The organism is Janthinobacterium sp. CG_23.4 (assembly GCF_029892305.1).
In the GTDB taxonomy this organism is placed as follows: Bacteria; Pseudomonadota; Gammaproteobacteria; order Burkholderiales; family Burkholderiaceae_D; genus Janthinobacterium; species Janthinobacterium lividum_D.
In genome coordinates, this window is record NZ_JARXUX010000001.1 from 2046095 (window position 1) to 2061974 (window position 15880).

12 protein-coding genes are annotated in these 15880 nt (G+C 60.7%); 3 read left to right on the forward strand and 9 right to left on the reverse strand.

All coding sequences use genetic code 11. From position 1 onward, the window contains the following. Positions 1–2: 2 nt before the first annotated feature. Positions 3–1592: a pyridoxal-dependent decarboxylase gene (locus H4V96_RS09320; RefSeq protein WP_196855439.1), complete on the reverse strand. Its 1590-nt coding sequence runs from the start codon at positions 1590–1592 to the stop codon at positions 3–5. A 164-nt stretch (positions 1593–1756) separates the two neighbouring features. After that, positions 1757–2776, reverse strand: a complete 1020-nt coding sequence (gene trpS / locus H4V96_RS09325; protein WP_196855509.1) for a tryptophan--tRNA ligase — start codon at positions 2774–2776, stop codon at positions 1757–1759. 378 nt (positions 2777–3154) lie between these two features. Between trpS and H4V96_RS09330 the strand changes: the two genes are divergently transcribed. Further along, positions 3155–5134, forward strand: coding sequence for a CocE/NonD family hydrolase (locus H4V96_RS09330; protein WP_280720885.1), 1980 nt, complete (start codon positions 3155–3157; stop codon positions 5132–5134). Between the two features lie 63 nt (positions 5135–5197). On the opposite strand, the gene H4V96_RS09335 is transcribed toward H4V96_RS09330, so the two are convergent. From H4V96_RS09335 to H4V96_RS09345, 3 genes are all read right to left on the reverse strand, one after another. Then, on the reverse strand, positions 5198–6019 hold the full coding sequence (locus H4V96_RS09335) for a transporter substrate-binding domain-containing protein (RefSeq protein ID WP_196855438.1): 822 nt from the start codon (positions 6017–6019) through the stop codon (positions 5198–5200). Positions 6020–6119: 100 nt separating this feature from the next. Continuing rightward, positions 6120–7403, reverse strand: a complete 1284-nt coding sequence (locus H4V96_RS09340) for a TCR/Tet family MFS transporter (protein ID WP_196855437.1) — start codon at positions 7401–7403, stop codon at positions 6120–6122. A 157-nt stretch (positions 7404–7560) separates the two neighbouring features. Continuing rightward, the gene (locus tag H4V96_RS09345; RefSeq protein ID WP_196855436.1) at positions 7561–8211 is read right to left on the reverse strand and encodes an HD domain-containing protein; all 651 of its coding nucleotides are present in this window, start codon (positions 8209–8211) and stop codon (positions 7561–7563) included. 343 nt (positions 8212–8554) lie between these two features. Here H4V96_RS09345 and H4V96_RS09350 point away from each other — a divergent pair, with 343 nt between their 5' ends. Continuing rightward, positions 8555–9046 carry a chemotaxis protein CheW gene (locus tag H4V96_RS09350; protein WP_196855435.1) on the forward strand — a complete coding sequence of 164 codons (492 nt, stop codon included), beginning with the start codon at positions 8555–8557 and terminating at the stop codon, positions 9044–9046. Between the two features lie 215 nt (positions 9047–9261). Continuing rightward, complete coding sequence (locus H4V96_RS09355; protein WP_280720886.1) at positions 9262–10899, forward strand: methyl-accepting chemotaxis protein; 1638 nt, start codon at positions 9262–9264, stop codon at positions 10897–10899. 5 nt (positions 10900–10904) lie between these two features. Here the strand turns inward: H4V96_RS09355 and H4V96_RS09360 are convergent, their stop codons facing one another. From H4V96_RS09360 to H4V96_RS09375, 4 genes are all read right to left on the reverse strand, one after another. Continuing rightward, positions 10905–11465, reverse strand: a complete 561-nt coding sequence (locus tag H4V96_RS09360) for a ribonuclease HI family protein (protein WP_010397583.1) — start codon at positions 11463–11465, stop codon at positions 10905–10907. Further along, positions 11462–11803, reverse strand: coding sequence for a DUF6677 family protein (locus H4V96_RS09365; protein WP_010397585.1), 342 nt, complete (start codon positions 11801–11803; stop codon positions 11462–11464). The genes H4V96_RS09360 and H4V96_RS09365 overlap by 4 nt, the downstream gene beginning before the upstream one ends. Before the next feature lie 36 nt (positions 11804–11839). Continuing rightward, a complete protein-coding gene (mgtA, locus tag H4V96_RS09370; protein ID WP_196855434.1) occupies positions 11840–14524 on the reverse strand; it encodes a magnesium-translocating P-type ATPase in 2685 nt (894 codons plus the stop codon). A gap of 719 nt (positions 14525–15243) precedes the next feature. After that, entirely contained in the window at positions 15244–15861 is a 618-nt protein-coding gene (locus tag H4V96_RS09375) for a TetR/AcrR family transcriptional regulator (protein WP_196855433.1), read from the reverse strand. Positions 15862–15880 lie beyond the last annotated feature (19 nt).

Here is a 15880-nt window from a genome sequence, read left to right on the forward strand (position 1 = left end):
GCTTACAGGCTCAGCTCGGCCACCAAAACCTGGCCGATGGCCCGCTGTTCCTCCAGGATGGCGCGTAGGTGGTGGGGGCGCGTCTTGACATTGGTCATCACCACGCGCAGCACATTGGTCGGGCCAGGGTAGCGCGTCGATTCGAGCACCGTGCGCGAGACGAAGCTGTGGCCTTGCGCCTTTTGGCGGTTTTGCAGCTTGGCGTTGAGCGTATTGAGCTGCTTGTTCAGCTCGCTCGCCGCATCGTCCTGGCCGCTGGCCAGCAAACTTTCCATGCGCTGGCGCAAGTGCGCGGGCACGTAGCGGTAGGTCAGAATAAAGGTGTCAGAGCGCGTCAGCAGTTCGAAGTCTTGCTGGTCGGCCAATAGCTGCTGCAGCTGGCCGGACAGGGTAGCGGCCTGCTGCAGCAAGGTGGTGTAGCCGGACACACCGAGCACCTTGAACGAAGTCCACAGTTTCAAGGCGTCGAAGCGGCGCGAGCCTTCCAGCGAAGTCTGGCCCAGGTCGCCCGAATTGTCGCGCAAGATGTAGTTGGCGTTGTGTTTCAGCAAGTTCAGGCTAGTGCTGTCCTTGAACAGCACCATGCTTTGCGCCATCGGCAGCCATAGCAGCTTATGCCCGTCGATGACGACGGAGTCGGCCAGGGCGATGCCGTCGTACAGCGCGCGGTACTGTTGCGCGATCAAGAGGGCGCCGCCCCAGGCCGCATCGACATGGAACCAGATCGATTCGCGCGCGGCAATGGCTGCCATGGCGGCCAGTGGATCAATGGCCCCCGTTTCCGTCGTGCCGGCGATGCCGACCATGGCGACGACCTTGATATTGCGCGATTTCAAATCGCGTATGGTTGCCTCCAGCGCGGCGACATCGATGCGGTTGTCGCGGTCGACGGCCACCAGGTGCAAGGCGTTTTCGCCTAGCCCCAGGGTCGCCAGCGCCTTTTTCACGGAATAATGGCTGCGCGCCGAGCCGATCACGGCCAGCCCCGCGTAGCTCGATTCCTGCATGGTGGCAAACAGGCCCCGCTTGCGCGTGCCGGGCAGCTGCTGCTCCAGCGCCACGGCCAGGGCCGTCAAATTGCCCATGGTGCCGCCATTGACGACATTGCCCAGAGCGCCGCTGGTAGCGGCCATCGCTTGCGCGTAGACCTGTTCGGGCTGCTGGTAGATCTGACGGTGCAGCCAGCCCAGGATCTGCTTTTCGATCAGGGTCGACACATACGCCGTCTCGATCTTGACCTGGTTCTGATTCAGCGTGGCCGTAAACGCTTCGGCCAGCACGCTGATCCAGGGCAAGGCCTGCGTCATATGGCCGATGTATTGCGGATGGTTCAGCTGGGCCGTATTGGCCAGCACGGTGGTGTCGAGCTCTTGCAGGAAATCGGTCACGGGCATGCCGTGCGCGGGCAGGCAGGTGTCGGACAGCTGCGTCAGCAGTTGCGCGTACGGCGTGTGCGGATACGGCGTGTCGCGCTCAGCGGCCAGCCAGCCACCGAGCATGCGCAGCGCCTGCTGTAGGGGGGCGGGCGAGCGTTGCAGCGCATCGATGGAAAAATGCTGCTGCAGCAGTTGTTCGATAGCGGAGTCGGTCATTAGCTATGTTTCAATATATGGTGACCCTAAGACAAGTGCTGGGGTCGGACCCTCAGGGTCGACCCCAGACTATGCTGTTGGGTTAGGCAAAAAAATAGCCCAGGCGGAGACGGGATTCTACCCGACTCCGCCTGGGCGCATCAGTTTGCTATTACTGTCTATGATCAGAAGTAGTTGAGGCCCAGTGCCGACTTGACTTCATCTGTCGTGCGGGCCGCCACTTCGCGTGCCTTGAACGTGCCTTCTTTCAGCATCTGGATGACTTGACCCTTGTCTTTGGCGAACTCTTCGCGGCGGGCGCGGATCGGCGCCAGCATTTCCTGCAAGACCAGGTCGAGGCGCTTCTTGACGATGCTGTCGCCCAGGCCACCGCGCACATAATGGGCTTTCATCTCGGCCAGCGCCGCTTTTTCCGGGTCGAACGCGTCCAGGTAAGTGAAGGCGATATTGCCCTCCAGGTGGCCCGGGTCTTCCACGCGCAGGTGCAGCGGGTCGGTATAGACTTTTTTCACGGCGGCCGTGATTTCAGCCGAGGTCGCGCCCAGGTTGATGGTGTTGCCCAGCGACTTGCTCATCTTGGCCTTGCCGTCGATGCCGGGCAGGCGGCCGATATCGGGCACCAGCGCCTTGCATTCCATCAGCACTTCGCGGTTGTACATGCGGTTGAAGCGGCGCACGATTTCATTGGTTTGCTCGATCATGGGAATCTGGTCTTCACCCACGGGCACCACGCCGGCCTTGAAAGCCGTGATGTCGGCCGCCTGGCTGGCCGGGTAGGTCAAAAAGCCGGCCGGGATGTCGCGTTCGAAGCCGCGCAAACGGATTTCTTCCTTGACGGTAGGGTTGCGCTCGAGGCGCGCCACGGTAACGATGTTCAGGTAGTAAAAGGTCAGCTCGGCCAGTTCCGGGATTTGCGACTGGATGAACACGGTCGTCTTGGCCGGATCGATGCCGACGGCCAGGTAATCGAGCGCCACTTCGAGGACGTTGCGGTGCACCTTGTCGATGTCATCCATATTGTCGGTCAGCGCCTGCGCGTCAGCGAGCATGATGAATTGCTTGTAGTTGTTCTGATACGAAACGCGGTCGCGCAAGCTGCCCACGTAGTGGCCCAGGTGCAAGGGGCCGGTAGGGCGGTCGCCCGTCAGGATCACGGATTGCGCAGCGATGGCGGCCGCCGACAGCGGTGCCGCTGGTGCGTTATCAGTGTCGGTGCCGGTGGCGTTTTGGGTGTCGCGAGTATTAGGCAAGCTCATCAAGTTTCCTTTCGAGCCGCCTGCATCGGGGATGATCCAGGCTGGAGCCTGTTACGCCACCGATCGAGGCGGCGTGGATCAAATTCACATCACTATGCAGTGGCCGCGCGAAAGTGAGCGGGACCACCAATTCAAGCAGGCGTGTTGTGAAGGGATAAATTTCATGCCGTTATGGTTGCAGTTCGTACGCATTCTGTCAAGTTGCGTGCCGATATATCTGCTGCACTGCGTCAGAGGCTAGCCTTCTGCAGAACTTGCTTTCCGGGTACTATTGTCGTTCGGCCATTTTTGTCTGGCAGCAATTGAATGAAGAATCCATTGGAGAACAATATGCGCGTGTCGTCCCCCGTCCGGCTCACCGGCCTGGCCCTGGCTGTCAGTTTTCTGTGCAGTTCGCTCTTTGTTGCACCCGTTTTGGCGCAAACGCTAGCGATGACGCCCGATATCGGTGCCAAGCTGGTGATGCCCGACCTGAACGATTACGTCAAGCGCGTGGTAATGATCCCCATGCGCGACGGCGTCAAGCTGTACACGGTAATCGTCGTGCCGAAAGATGCCAAGAGAGCGCCGATCATGCTGACGCGCACGCCGTACAACGCGGCCCGCCGCGCCCAGCGCGCGACCAGCGCCAGCATGCTGGCCACCTTGCCGCAGGGCGACGATACCCTGGTGGAAAACGGCTACATCCGCGTGTTCCAGGACGTGCGCGGCAAGCATGGCTCGGAAGGCGACTACGTGATGACGCGCCCTGTGCGCGGCCCGCTGAACCATACCAAGGTCGATAACGTCACCGATGCGTGGGACAGCATCGACTGGCTGTCGAAGAATATTCCGGAGAGCAATGGCAAGGTGGGCATGCTGGGTTCCTCGTACGAGGGCCATACGGTGTTGATGGCCCTGGTCGATCCGCATCCGGCGCTGAAGGTGGCCATACCCATGAGCGCCATGGTCGACGGCTGGCGCGGCGATGACTGGTTCCACAACGGCGCCTTCCGCATGCCGAGCCTGTCTTACCTGGCATGGCAGACAAGCGTGCGCGGCGGCGGCGAGGCGCCCGTGCTGGGTGTCTATGACGATTACGACGCCTACCTGCGCATCGGCTCGGCCAGCGATTACGCGAAGAAATTCGGCATCGACAAGCTGACTTACACAAAAAAGCTGTTCGAACACCCGGCTTACGATAGTTACTGGCAGGAACAGGCACTCGACAAGATCCTCGCCAAGCGTCCTTTGACTGTACCCACCATGCATGTGGTGGGGCAGTGGGACCAGGAAGATATCTATGGGCCCTACGCCAGTTACGCGGCGATGGAAGGGCGCGACAAGCACAACAAGCGCAATTACCTGGCCATTGGTCCATGGCGTCATAGCGGCGTCAACTACGACGGTTCCAGCCTGGGTGCCCTGCGGTTTGACGGCGATACGGCGCGTCAGTTCCGCGAAAGAGTCATGCAGCCCTTCCTCAATCAATACCTGATCGATGGCGCGCCGGACGCCAATACGGCGCCCGTGGTGTCATACCAGAGCGGCACGAATCAGTGGCAGCGCCTGCAGCAGTGGCCATTGGCTTGCGAGAGTTGCGAGACCAAGCTGACACCGATTTACCTGCACGATGGCTACAAACTGGGCTTTGCGCCAGCGCACGTGGCGCAGGATGCGGTCGTCGGCGCCTACGATGAATACGTGGCCGACCCGGCGAAACCCGTGCCGTTTGTCGCGCGTCCCGTGCGCCTTGGCGATGGCGACCAGTGGAAACCATGGCTGGTCAGCGACCAGCGCGGCTATGCGGACCGTACGGATGTGCTCAGCTATGTTTCCGAGCCGTTGCGACAGGCCGTGCGCATCGCCGGCGCGCCGATGGTGAACCTGTTTGCCGCCACCAGCGGCACGGATGCCGACTGGGTGGTGAAATTGATCGATGTGTATCCGGACGAAGTGCCATCGCAGCCGGCCATGGGCGGCTATCACTTGGGCGTGGCGATGGATATCTTCCGCGGCCGTTATCGGGACAGCCTCGAACATCCGACGGCCATTCCAGCGGGCAAGGTGGAACGCTATCGCTTCGCCTTGCCGAACGCCAACCACGTCTTCCTGCCTGGCCACCGCATCGCCGTGCAAGTGCAATCGAGCTGGTTCCCTCTGTACGACCGCAATCCGCAAACCTTCGTGCCGAACATCTTCCTGGCCCAGCCAGGCGATTACAAGAAGGCCACGCAGCGCGTCTACCACGCGGCAGGTGCGGCCAGCGCGATCGAGTTGCCGATAGTGCCGCTTGAGGCGCGCTAGGCGGCATGCAAGAGGGCGGCAAACAGAACGACGGCGATACCCAGGCCCGGCAGGCCTGGGTGCTTAGCGCGGACGTATGCTGAGCGTTAATATTTCCTGGCTGTGATGGCGCTGGAAGCTTTCCATCAGGATGCCTGAGCGGGCCGCCTTGTCCAGCAATTCGCGCAGGGTTGCCTGGTCTTGCGCCGTCAGCGACTTGCGCGACAGGTAGATGCCGCTCATGCCCCATGGTAATTCCGGCAGCCCTTCCAGGCGTAAGCGGTCGACCAGGCCGTACACGCGTGCCTCGTTTTGCGCCACTCCGGCCAGGATGGTGGGCGCCATGATGGTGGCATCGATGAAGCCGCTTTGCATCAGGCGCGCCACGGAGAGCACGTCGACTTCGTAGGATAGCCGCCCCTGTCTATTGAGCTCTTTCGCCAGCGCCTGGTACGCCGTGCCGTAGTCGTAGCCGCGCACCAGTGCCAAGCGCAATTCGCGCCGCTCGAGTAATTCCTGCACGTTGTTGACGGGCGCGCGCGTGCCCTGCAACGAGATCAGCATGGGGCGGTTGCCCAGCATGGGGATGAACAGGCCATGCTGGTTGCGCCGCGGTGTGCGGCTGGCCGGGATCAGCAGGTCGGCCTTGCCCGTCTCGAACATCGCCTCCAGGCGCGCGCGCGGCACGGCGGTGAAGATGAAATTGCAGCCGAGCTTGGCACCCATGCTGCGCAGCAAGTCGGGATAGATGCCGCCGATGCTGGCGCCATTGACCACCACGCTGGCGCCGACCGCCGAGACGGGCACCTGTATGTCGCGCGAGCATTGCGCAGCTGCGAGCAGGGGCAGCGCCAGCGCCAGCAGGGTCACGCTTTGGCGCCAAGCGCTGGAATAAAAGTCAGTCATACCGATCCTCGCTCACCATCGAATCGCCGACGTCGGCAACGCCCGCATGATGATGTTATTTTCGCCTATTTATTTCTAAAATACCATATTATCTCGCGGGCTATTTTGTGGTGGAAAGCCTCAGACTGGCCCGGCCGCGTGCCTTGAAGTAGCGCCAGGCTACCACGACGCCCAGGGTTTGCATGATGGCGCACAGAAAGAAGGTACTGCCGATGCGCCAGTCCTGCGGCGCCAAATGGCTTATTTCACCGAGGATCATGCTGCCGAGCAAGGGCATGATGATGATGCCCAGGCTACTGATCGATTGCAGCGATCCCATCAGTTCGCCCTGTTCGCTGGCGGCGGACGCCTTCGAGATGATGCCTTGCAGGGCCGGGCCGGCGGCAAAGGCCAGCAGGTTGCACAAGATCAGCGCATACATCATCCAGCCTTGCGTGGCCAGGCCGTACAGCAGGTAGGTGAGGGCGCCCGAGGTCATGCCCAGCAGCGACAAACGTACTTCGCCAAAACGCTTGATCAACATGCCCAGCAAGCCCGCCTGCACCACGGCCGCGCACAGGCCCACGCAGAACAGGGCGATACCGTTCTGGCGCGGCGTCCAGTCGAAACGGAAATGCGTGTACAGCACCCAGGTGGTGTTAAGCATCATTTGCGCAAACGTCATCAAGCCGAAAGCGAGCACCAGGCCGCGGATGTCTGTGCGGCGCACCAGTTTCATCAGGGCGGCGAACGGATTGATGCGCGCCAAAGTAAAGGGCGGGCGCGGACCCGGTTGCAGCGATTCGGGCACGCAGAAATAGCCGTAGATGAAATTGGCCGCCGATAGCCCCGCCGCCACGTAAAACGGCAAGTGCAGATTGATCTCGCCCAGCAGGCCGCCCAGCATGGGGCCGCAAATGAAGCCCAGGCCAAAGGCGGCGCCTATCTTGCCGAAGCTCTTGGCGCGGTTGTCCGGCGTGGAAATGTCAGAGGCATAAGCGGACGCGACAGACATGCTCGCTGACGAGACGCCGCCGATGATGCGGCCGATGAACAGGCAGGCCAGGTTGGGTGCCCAGCCCGTGGCAAGAAAATTGATGCCCATGCCGGCCATCGAGTACAGCAGCACGGGACGGCGTCCGACGCGGTCGCTGATGGCGCCCAGCATGGGCATGAAGATGAACTGCAGCAAGCCGAAGACGGCCGCCATGATGCCGTACCAGAACGCTTGCTCATCCTTGCCGCTGACAAAATCACCGATCAGGATGGGCAGAACGGGCACCACCAGGCCGATGCCCAACATGTCGATGAAGACGCAGACGAGGATGAAATTGAGCTTGCCCGCGCGCGCGGACGCGGTGGGAGCAGACGGGGAATGGTTGTCGGGGCGGCTTGTGTCGGACATGCATGCTTTCGGCGTGCCCCCCGCGCCGCCATGCGGCCTGCGGGGGGCAGTTGTTGGCGTTGCGTCGGCGCTTTGCAGGTTTTTTGCTGCGGCGCGGCGCGATAGCTGGGCCTTGTATTATAGAGAGCATGCGCGCCGCTGGCTATCGCCACCCACGCTAGGGTGCAATTGCCCACTCCGCAGCAAAGGCGGCGCGGAAATCGGTCAGTACTGCCAGGCGCTGTGCGGCCAGTTTGCGACCCGCTGCCGTTTGCATCTGGGCGGGCAGCTTGTCGAGCTTGGTGACGATATGGTCGAGTGCGTATGCCTGGTCATCGAGTGCGCGATGTTCGGCCAGCGGATCGCTGTCATGCGCGAGGGCGCTGTCCATGCGCGCCGCCGTATAGAACAGGCGTGCCAGTCCTACGGCCCCCAGCGCATCGATGCGGTCGGCATCTTGCACGAGTTGCGCTTCGATGGTGTGTGGTACCAGATTGGCGGAAAAGCTGTGCGTTTCGATGGCGTGCGCCACGCCGGCCAGTTTTTCTGCCGGAAAATCGAGCTCGGCCAGTTGGCGGCAAGCCAGCGCTGCCGCCTGGCGCGAAGCGAGGTGGCGCTCGCGATGGTTTTTCGGCAGGTTGACCAGATCGTGCAAATAGCAGGCGGCCATCACGGTGAGGGCGTCGGCCTGCGCATGCTCACGCAGCAAGATAGTGGCATTGCGCCAGACGCGCTGCAGGTGGTTGATGTCGTGGGCGCGGTCGTCATCGAGGCCGGCCGTGGCCAGTGCCAGCAGCCGTGGTTGCCATTGGGAAAGCAAAGAATGCATGGTTTAACGGTGGTAAGAGCAGGGGCTGCAGTGTGGCATACAACGCCGCCGCGTGTGTATATGGGCCTTGCCTCCACGCCTGCCGCATTTGCCATATCAATGGTATTTCGAGAAAGCATCTTCCCGTCAAGCGCTCTTTTTTAGTGCATGTAACATTTACATGGGGTAGTATTGCCTCGCGGAAATTTAATGCATAAGCTAATTACTAGAAAATATTTGCAAAAAACGCATAACTGACGTCGTTCATTGCTGTGTGGATGGCGCGTCACGTCCAAGGCGCACGTGCAGCGTGCCCTGGCCTGCGCATCAGGCGCGTTAACGAAAGGATTACGAAAGGATCATCATGAATACCATGTCCAACGATGCTGGCGCAGCCGTTGCCAAGGCTGCCGAATACCTGGCCTTTACCCTGGGGCGGGAAGAGTATGGCATCGACATCCAGAAAGTGAGCGAAATCCGCAGCTATGAAACGCCGACCCGCGTCGCCAACGCGCCCGAGTTCGTCAAGGGCGTGCTCAACTTGCGCGGCATCATCGTGCCGATCGTCGACATGCGCATCAAGTTCAATCTGGGCACGCCCGGCTATGACCAGTTCACCGTCGTCATCATCCTCAATATCGGCAACCGCGTGGTGGGCATGGTCGTGGACCGCGTATCCGACGTGACGACCTTGCTGCCGGAACAGATCAAGCCGGCGCCAGACATGGGTCACGCGATCAATACCGACTATGTGACTGGCCTGGGCACGCTCGACGAGCGCATGCTGATCCTGGTCGATATTGACCAGTTGATGTCCAGCGCCGACATGGGTTTGATCGAGAAACTGGCTGCGTAATGGTGCGTGCATAGAATTTCCCTGCATATGCTCAAGAACTACTGACATTAAGTATTGCATATCGTTTCCGTAGGGCGCACGCTACTGCATGTTCCTCGCGCACGCTGCAAGCGAGCCGTGCAACAGTGTATTTGGCGGGACAAATGTGGTGGCGTTCGCCATGCTGTCCCTGGGTTGGCTGCAGAGCCTCTCTTCAGAATATTAGGATAGTTCACATGAATTTGTTAAGAAACGTCAGCATCGGGGTGCGTCTGGGATTGGGGTTTTCCATCATTTTGCTGTTTTCCATGCTCATCACCGGCATCAGTGTCTGGCGCCTGAATGACGTGGCCGGCGCCACGCGTACGATGATGGAAGAGCCGCTGGCCAAGGAACGCTATATTTCTGACTGGTATACGCGCATCGATAGCGCCGTGCGGCGCACGATCGCCATCGCCCGTAGCAGCGACAGCTCGCTGAGCGGCTATTTTGCTGAAGAGTCGAAGGTGTCGAGCGCCAGCGCGGCTGTTCTGCAAAAGAAAATCGCGGCGCTGCTCAAGGATCCGAAAGAGCAAGCCATGTTCGCCAGCTTGCTCGAATTGCGCGAAGTCTATATTAGCTCGCGCGACCAGGTCTATAAGCTCAAGGGGGAATCTCAGACTGAGGCCGCCAACGAAGTGTTCGAAAAAACCTTCGTGCCCGCCGCAGCGAAGTACCAGAAAATGGTCTACGGCTTGCTGGAGCACCAGCGCGCCAGCATTGACGCTACCGCGCAGCAGATTGATGACATCGCCAGCACCAGCCGCAACTTGCTGTTATTGCTGTCGACGCTGGCGCTGGCCTTTGGCATCGTGTGCGCCGCGGTCTTGACGATGGGCATCGTACGCCCGCTGCGCACGGCCGTGGAAATCGCCCGCAAGGTGGCCGATGGCGACTTGACGGCGCAGATCGACGTCAGCGCCAAGGATGAAACCGGGCAATTGTTACAAGCGTTGCAGGACATGAACACCAGCTTGCTCAACATCGTGGGCGAAGTGCGCAGCGGCACGGACAGCATCGCAACGTCCTCGACGCAAATTGCTGCAGGTAACCAGGATCTGTCTTCGCGTACGGAACAGCAGGCCGGTTCGCTGGAAGAAACGGCGTCTTCGATGGAAGAGCTGACGTCGACCGTGAAACAGAATGCGGACAATGCGCGCCAGGCGAATCAATTGGCGGCGTCGGCGGCGCAGGTGGCCGTCAAGGGCGGCACCGTGGTGGCGCAAGTGGTGGGGACCATGGAATCGATCAATGCCTCGTCGAACAAGATCGTCGACATTATTTCCGTCATCGATGGCATCGCCTTCCAGACCAATATCCTGGCCTTGAATGCGGCCGTGGAAGCGGCGCGCGCGGGTGAACAGGGCCGTGGCTTTGCCGTGGTGGCGTCCGAAGTGCGCAACCTGGCGCAGCGTTCGGCGAGTGCCGCAAAAGAGATCAAGACGTTGATCGGCGCGTCGGTGGAACAAGTCAACGCGGGTAGCATGCTGGTGGCGCAAGCCGGTTCGACCATGAACGATATCGTCGACAGCGTGCAGCGCGTGAGCGATATCATCACGGAAATCACGGCCGCCAGCAGCGAGCAAAGCGTGGGCATCGACGAAATCAACCGCGCCATCGGCCAGATGGATGCCGTAACGCAACAAAATGCGGCGCTGGTGGAAGAATCGGCGGCGGCCGCCGAATCGATGCAGCACCAGGCGCACAATCTGGCGCAAGTGGTCAGCGTCTTTAAATTGCATGGCCAGCAGGCCAGTGTCAGCGGCTTGAAGGGGATGCATCGCCCGCTGGCCAAAACGCCGCAAGATGCCTTGCGGATCGGCCGCGCCGCTTAAGTTGCTTACCCCGTAATGGCCGGGGTCGTACCCTGAGGGGACGGCCCCGGTACTGATGCCTCTGGGGTGAAGCTGGCAATCGCCAGTTGCGACAAGCGGTCCGCCTCGCCATTCCTGTGGCGCGGCAGCCAGTGCAAACTGACATCAGTAAATTGTTGTAGCAGGGCCACTACGCTGGCCCTGTGTAGTTCCAGCCCCTTGGCGCCCCGCGGCGTCGTTCCCAGCACATCATTGATCACCACTTGGCTGTCGCCGTACAGCAGCAGTTGCACCGGCGGCGGGTGCACGCCGAGTGCCGCCTGCAATAGGGCCGTCAGGGCTGCATATTCCGCGTCGCTGCTGCTGCCGTAACCGGCCGCTTGACTCACTTCGATGCGTTCGCCATGCGGCCCTAGCAGCAAAGCGCCTATGCCCAGCTTGCCCGGGTTCGGATGGGCGGAACCGTCGAACCAGCCGCGCCAGGCCAGCGCTCCGCCGTGGTCCTGGCGATGCAGCACCAGTTGCGCGCGCCGCGCTTGCATCTTTGCTTGCTTGCGCGCTTTGCGCGCCTGCGCTTCTGTCGTCATGGCTTGATGAGCAAGGTGTCGATCAGGCTAGCCACCCAGCAAGCCGCCAGCAGGCTCACGGCCAGCGTCATGCCAGGGCCGTCATTGGCCGACAGCGCATCGACTTTTGCTGCGATCAGCTGCACGTCGAGGGGTAGGGCGCCACTGTCGATCTGTGCCATAACTTGGTCCAAACGTGCCATGATCTGGCGCAATATGATCACCAGGGCGATCAGGGCGGGCACGAGGAACAGGCAGCCGCGTGCCTTGCGACCTAACAAGAAATGCCCGCTGCCGGGAAACACCAGCGCCGACAGCAGCAGGGCGAGATGACGCTTGGAAAGAGGAGAACCGCTCATGCGTGCCTTTGTGAGGAGAAAGAGCGGCTCATCATACTATTGCCAGCCGAATTTGCGCACATACACGCGCTTCATGAGTGTCGTCAGCAGCGTGTAGCACACCAGGACGCCCAGCAGCCAGGGGAAGTAGGCCAACGGCAAGGCTTGCAGTTTGAAGTAGCTTGCCAGCGGCCCCATCGGCAAGAACACGCCCACCGCCATGATGGCTGTGGTGGCCACCAGCAGGGGCACGGAAGCGATGCTGTCGATGAAGGGCAGCTTGGGTGTGCGGATCAGGTGCACGATCAGGGTTTGCGTCAGCAAGCCCACGACGAACCAGCCGGACTGGAACAGGGTCTGCTGTTCTGGCGTATTGGCGCCGAATACATGCCACATTAAAACAAAGGTGCTGATGTCGAAGATCGAGCTGATGGGACCGAAGAACAGCATGAAACGGCCGATGTCGCGTGGATTCCAGCTCAGTGGTTTCTGGATCAGCTCGGCGTCGACATGATCGAAGGGAATGGCGATCTGCGACACGTCGTACAGCAGGTTTTGCACCAGCAAGTGCAGCGGCAGCATCGGCAAAAACGGCAGGAAGGCGCTCGCTACGAGCACGGAAAACACATTGCCGAAGTTCGAGCTGGCCGTCATGCGGATGTATTTGAGCATGTTGCTGAAGGTGCGCCGGCCTTCCAGCACGCCTTCTTCCAGTACCATCAGGCTTTTTTCCAGCAGGATGATGTCGGCCGCTTCCTTGGCGATATCGACGGCCGAATCGACGGAAATGCCGATGTCGGCCGCGCGCAGGGCGGGCGCGTCGTTGATGCCATCGCCCATGAAGCCGACGATATGGCCATTGCCGCGCAGGGCGCGCACCAGGCGCTCCTTGTGCAGTGGGCTGAGCTTGGCAAACACGGTATTGTCTTCGGCTGCCTTGGCCAGCGTAGCGTCGTCCATATCGTCCAGTTGCGGACCTTGCAGCACGCCATGCACGGCCAGGCCCACTTCGCGGCAAATCTTCACCGTCACCAGGTGGTTGTCGCCCGTCAACACTTTCACGCTCACGCCATGCTCGGCCAGCGCGCGCAGGGCCGGCGCTGTCGATTCCTTCGGCGGGTCAAGAAACGCGACGTAGCCGATCAGGGTCAGCGCCGTTTCATCGGCCACGCCGTAGACGGTTTTATGCGGTGGCACTTCCTTGACGGCCACGGCCACCACGCGCAAGCCTTCGGCGTTCAAGCCGTGCGTGGTGTGCAGCACTTTCGCCAGCAGGGCAGCGTCGAGTGGCACGTCTACGCCATTGAGGCGCAAATGGCTGCAGGCGGCAAGCATTTCCTCGACGGCGCCCTTGCAGATCAGTTCATGGTGATCATTCTTTTCGGAAACGACGACCGACATGCGGCGGCGTACGAAATCGAAGGGGATTTCATCGACTTTCACATAATCACGCGCCAGCTGCATTTCCGTTTGCAATTCCACATGGTCGAGCACGGCCCGGTCCAGCAGGTTTTTGAGGCCCGTCTGGTAGTGGCTGTTCAGATAAGCGAATTGCAGTACTTCATCGGAGGGCTGGCCGAATACGTCCGTATGGCGTTCCAGCACGATCTTGTCTTGCGTCAAGGTGCCTGTCTTGTCCGTACACAGCACATCCATGGCGCCGAAGTTCTGGATCGCATCCAGGCGTTTCACGACGACTTTCTTTTTCGACAGTTTCACGGCGCCCTTGGCCAGGGTGCTGGTGACGATCATGGGCAGCATTTCCGGCGTCAGGCCCACGGCTACGGACAGTGCGAAGAGGAATGCTTCCATCCAGTCGCCCTTGGTCCAGCCATTGATCAGGAACACCAGTGGCGCCATTACGAGGGCAAAGCGGATCAGCAGCCAGCTGACGCTGTTGACGCCCGTCTCGAACGCGGTCGGCGTGCGCTCGGTGGCCGTGACGCGCGTAGCAATGGTGCCGAAATACGTGCGGTTTCCGGTGGACAACACCAGCGCCGTGGCGGCGCCCGAGACCACATTCGTGCCCATGAATAGCAAATTGGCCAGCTCCATCGGGTTGTCGCCGTGGGCATCGGCCAATTCTGCCATCTTTTCCACGGGCAACGATTCGCCCGTCATGGCGGCCTGGCTGACGAACAGGTCTTTTGCGGAAAGCAAACGGCAATCGGCAGGGATCATGTCGCCAGCCGACAGCACGATGATGTCGCCCTGCACCAGCTGGCGGATGGGCAGTTCGATTTGCTGGCCATTGCGCAGCGCGGTGGCGGTATTGCTGACCATGGCTTTCAGGCGCTCGGCAGCCCGGTTCGAGCGGCCTTCCTGCACGAAGCGCAGCAGGGTCGACAGCATCACCATGGTGCCGATGACAATGGTCGCCTTCGGGTCTTCTGTCAGGTAAGAAACAACCGCCAGCACGGTCAGCAGCAGGTTGAACGGATTCTTGTAGCACAGCCACAGGTGCTGGAACCAGGCTAGCGGCTTCTCATGTTCGACTTCATTTGGCCCCGTTTGTGCGCCGATGACTTGCGCCTCGGCATCGCGCAAGCCTTCGATGCGCGTGTGCAGGCGGTCGAGGGCGCTGTCCAGGTTTTCATGCGCGGCCGTCAATAGCTGCCGGGTCAGGTGGTCGGGTACGGGACGCGCCGTACTGTTTTCCAGCGGCATGGCGCGACGGCGGAAATGGCCGGCAGTATGGCGCTTGCGCAGGAACGATTCGAATAAGCGGGTGAAGAGGTTCATGGCTCTTCCTTTCACGACGAGGTGTTGACGGGCGGCGCAGCCGCAGGCAAGACTTGCGTGCCACCAAGACACAATAGTGCTGGCGGGCAATCCGGGTCAGTAGCCGGTCGCGATCGGAAAGAGGGGGAGGGACGCGCGGCCAGACTGGCCGCGAGACACCGCACCTTGCTCAGCAAGGCACGGAGCAAAGGAAGTTCCGCGTTGCTTGCTGTTTAGCTGCCGAGGCAATCACCGATACAAGATCGGCTACTGTCACTAGAACAAGTACCCACGTGGGACTCCGTAAATGAATAATGAGGGCATCTTATGGATGCGCTGCAACAGTGTCAACTGAAGAAATCTTAGGTTTCCAAAGTGTAATGTGGGTGCGGGCGAAGACGAAAATAAGATGTCAAATAATAAATGTTGATGCAAATAGTGCTGGCGGACCTGTTCGTGGGGATTCAAAGAGATGGCGAATCGTTCCTACTACCGCGTTGAATTGGACAGGGACGACAGCGAGTTTGAATATCTTGACTGGCGTCGTAAGCACTGAGCTTTGCCTGCTATCATTTCATTTGTACGGCGGCTATGGGGCGCAAGCGGAACTTCGCATGCGAAAAATCCGGCGGCAAGCCGCACCAGATTTGACTGTGATTTAGCTGCGCTTTCGAAGGGCCGATAGCGGCTTGTGTCAGACCTGCTTGTCGGTTCGCCGTGTGGCAGTAATCTATGGCGCATCATGCCGATTGCGCTGCCATCGCCAGCGAATCGGACAGAATCTGCCACAGCGCCGCATGGCGCTGCTGCAGCGCGGCACCGCCCGCATAAATGAGTTCCACATGCAGGCTGTCGACGATGCCCAGGTAGGCTTGCGCATACAGGTCGAGGCGCGGGGATGTCAGGGCGGGCGCCATGCGGCCCAGGCTCTTCACGTAATACTGCTGCAATTGCACCAGCAAGGCTTCGTAGCCGGTGCCCACTTCCACGCGCAGGCTGGCCGGCGGCAGATACGCCGTGCGCAGCAAGAAGCGCAGATGGGCCGAGTCCGCGTAGCGCTGCGCCATGCGCTCGCAGTACAGGGCGCCGGCGCGCTGGCCATCGGACACTTGCAGCGCCAGTGCTGCCTCGTCGGCGAAACAGGCTTGCATGAAGGCTTGCTCTTCGGCCAGCGCGTCGGCAAACACGTCGAGGAACAGGGCGTCCTTGCCGGCGAAGTGGGAATACAGCGATGCCTTGCGCATGCCCGCCTGTTCGGCGATATCGCTGAGGGACGAGGCATCGTAGCCATGTTCGGAAAAGTGCACGACGGCGACGGCACAGATGTTATCGGCCGAGGCCGAGCGTTTTTTCATCATTGGGGTGAAGGTGAGTGAG